Below are 1,059 nucleotides of genomic sequence, written 5' to 3'. Positions count from 1 at the left end.
ACCTGGCGCCGGTGTCGATCGACGTGGCGGCGTACGCGATCTACACCTCGGGCTCGACGGGCCGCCCCAAGGGCGTCGTGATTGGACACAAGGCCCTGGCCAACTTCCTTGACCACATGGTCGGTCTCACCGGCATGGCGCCCGGTGAGCGGCTGCTCGCGGTGACCACGGTCGGCTTCGACATCGCGGCCCTGGAACTCTACGTACCGCTGCTGTCCGGCGGATGTGTGGTCCTCGCGGACCGGGACATGGTGCGCGACCCGCGGGCGCTGGCCTCCGAGGCGGCCCGTACGGGCGCCTCGGTGATGCAGGCCACCCCGAGCCTGTGGCACGCACTCGTCGACGAGGCGCCCGAGATCCTCGAGGGCCTGCGCGTACTGGTCGGTGGCGAGGCGCTGCCCGCGGACCTTGCACGGCGTCTGGTGGCGTCGGCGGCTTCGGTGACGAACGTGTACGGCCCGACCGAGACCACGATCTGGTCGACGGCAGGTGCGGTGGACGCGGACAGCGCCCGGCGCGGCTCGATCGGCCGCCCGATCGCCAATACGCGGACCTATGTGCTCGACGCGTTCCTGCGGCCCGTTCCGGCCGGTACCGCCGGTGAGCTGTACATCGCGGGCGACGGTCTCGCGCGCGGCTACGTCGGGCGCCCTGATCAGACGGCCGAGCGGTTCGTCGCCGATCCGTACGGCCCCTCAGGTACGCGGATGTACCGAACCGGCGACCTGGTGCGCTGGGCGGCCGACGGCGACCTGGAGTACCTGGGACGCACCGACCACCAGGTCAAGGTCCGCGGCTTCCGGATCGAGCTCGGCGAGATCGAGGCGGTACTTCTCGACGAACCCGGCGTGACACGCACCGCGGTCGTCGTGCGCGAGGACCGCCCCGGAGACCGCCGACTCGTCGCGTACCTGGTCGGGAACGCCGAGGCCGACGCGCTGCGAACCCGGGCCGCCCAGCGGCTCCCCGAGTACATGGTGCCGACCGCGTTCGTGACACTCGACGCGCTGCCGCTCACCCCAAACGGCAAGCTCGACCGCAAAGCCCTGCCCGCCCCCG

The 1,059-nt window shown here is 71.8% G+C and carries 1 protein-coding gene; it reads left to right on the top strand.

What is annotated here, in order from left to right:
- Positions 1-2 precede the first annotated feature (2 nt).
- On the top strand, positions 3-1,059 hold a 1,057-nt coding region (locus ACIQGQ_RS37225; protein WP_402405140.1), incomplete at its 3' end, for an amino acid adenylation domain-containing protein.

Source organism: Streptomyces sp. NPDC092952 (genome assembly GCF_044754785.1).
Classification (GTDB): Bacteria; Actinomycetota; Actinomycetes; order Streptomycetales; family Streptomycetaceae; genus Streptomyces.
Note: the sequence above shows the minus strand (reverse complement) of the source record. Positions and strands in the feature narration are given on the sequence as shown.